This is a genomic window from Calothrix rhizosoleniae SC01, from assembly GCF_900185595.1.
Taxonomy (GTDB): Bacteria; Cyanobacteriota; Cyanobacteriia; order Cyanobacteriales; family Nostocaceae; genus Calothrix_A; species Calothrix_A rhizosoleniae.
In genome coordinates this window covers 1-1,963 of the sequence record NZ_FYBH01000076.1, presented here as the reverse complement: position 1 = coordinate 1,963, position 1,963 = coordinate 1, and the positions used below count along the sequence as shown (strand labels likewise).

At 37.3% G+C, this 1,963-nt stretch carries 2 protein-coding genes; both read right to left on the bottom strand.

What is annotated here, in order from left to right; translation table 11 throughout:
- On the bottom strand, nucleotides 1-952 hold a 952-nt coding region (locus CALSC_RS04565), incomplete at its 3' end, for a CHASE2 domain-containing protein (RefSeq protein WP_235006676.1).
- A gap of 112 nt (nucleotides 953-1,064) precedes the next feature.
- Nucleotides 1,065-1,775, bottom strand: coding sequence for a response regulator (locus tag CALSC_RS04560; RefSeq protein ID WP_088240225.1), 711 nt, complete (start codon nucleotides 1,773-1,775; stop codon nucleotides 1,065-1,067).
- Nucleotides 1,776-1,963: the final 188 nt, after the last annotated feature.

Genomic DNA, 1,963 nt, shown 5'->3' with positions numbered 1-1,963 from the left:
AGATGGGCACAAAACCCCATAGAAGTATCCATATATATTCTTTGATATTTCCCCAACTATCCAACATTGGTCGATCATCGAGCACATAACTGAGGATTTGACTAGCAACATGAGCATGATATCTAACATCATGCATGTGACCTGCTAATTTGAATGTCGGCAAAGCAGATGTACTAACAACATCACTAGTACTCATATTAAAATTGCCAACTAACACAACCTTGTCCCTAAACGATTTTGCATCATCAATGTTCCCATTGAGAATCTTCTGTAGTGAAACAATACGAAAAGGTTGAGGTCTTTTACGGAAATTAATTAAAATAGACAATCCGAGATCATTCTGTTTAAAATTAAAATATCCGCCAAAATTATTAGTAATTGCAGGGAATTCCTTCCCCTTAATCATGATTGTATTATGGTCATTTGTTCCAGCTTTCAACTTAATTCCTTCCGCACTGAAGTAATGAGCGACTAACTGCAATGCGAGAGAATATCTCTCTTCGTTGAGATTCTCTGGATTTGGTACAGACAACAAATAACATCGCTGTTTGTAATCTACATCATTGAGTAAATCAACAAATCCAACTTGTTCTTTTGGTATAATATTATACGGAGAAATTGTCTCCTGTTTGAAAATGCCAATTTTTTCAATCCCGATAATATTATTACTCTCCTGCAATACCTGTGCCAGCTTTTCACTTCCAGGTTCAACAGAAACATCTTTGAAGATAGCCAACCCAATCACTCGCGGTTTATAGGTTTTCAGCTTAATCAGTAATTCTGCAATCTTTTCATTGGGAATCGGATATTGCTGAACCGATTCCATATTTTTTGCATTAATATCTACAATTACTACACGTTTATCAACTTTTTCTACTGGACGTAGGTATAACATTGTGTCGAGAAATACCAATTCTAAAAATTCCATTCCTCCAGTCATACGTATTAACATCACAACCAGCAGAAATATTATCCCTGGAGGCGCAGACCTATAGCATAACTTGAACTCTTTGCAAATATAATTCCAGATCCTCCACCTTATCATCTGGATTCATGTCCCCCTATCAATCAATTAAGCCTTCTTCTCGGGCACGAATTTTCGTCTGAATCCGCATATTTTTACCATGTTCCTTGCAGTCTTCAGGATATACCCCCAAAACATCCTGAATTTTTGTCCAGTAAGTCCGCACTGCCCGTTCTGATTTATATAGTCGATTAGCGATCGCCTTATCTGTTAAACTCTCTTCAAAAGCCAATCGGAGCACGTCCAACCACTCCGGTTTGAGTTCGATACCTGTTTTAATATTTTTTGTATGGGTTGCACCATGAAGCGCCAAATTAACCCGCATTAACATTTCATTTTCAAGCAATGATTTGTCAGCGATCGCAAACCCACCTTGATGATTATCAATCTCGTGCTTAATACGGACTAGTGCTCTGACATAGCTCGTTTGTACCATGAAATTCTGGTGAGGATATTCCTTCAGCAAATTTTTCAAAAGTTTAATTCCCGACTCAATTTCTGCTCTCTCCCCTTGCTCATTGGGAATCGACAAATCCATCACTATCAGATCGAATTTTTTTGATTTTACCTGAGAGACTGTCTCCTTTACTGTTTGAACTTTAAATATACGACCTTTGGAATACTCCCGATTTAACAGCTCGAAAGTTCCATTCAAAATTAATTGATGATCATCTACAACAAGAATATCTGGGTTTCTTGCCACTGTAAAATCCTTGTCAATTATTTCGTTTAAAAAATCTATTAGTATCATACTCTGTATTTTGCCACTTAATATTCATCCAAACAGAAAAGATATTCCAGCTTGATAAGACCCACTGGTCATCTTTTCCTGTGGTGTTTGCGAGTCATTGTCTACTAGTGAGGAGCAAATCGGTGTAGCTGTGAGGCTCGTGGTTAAATAAACCTAAAAAATTTAGCCACAAGATCACTAGTACACCT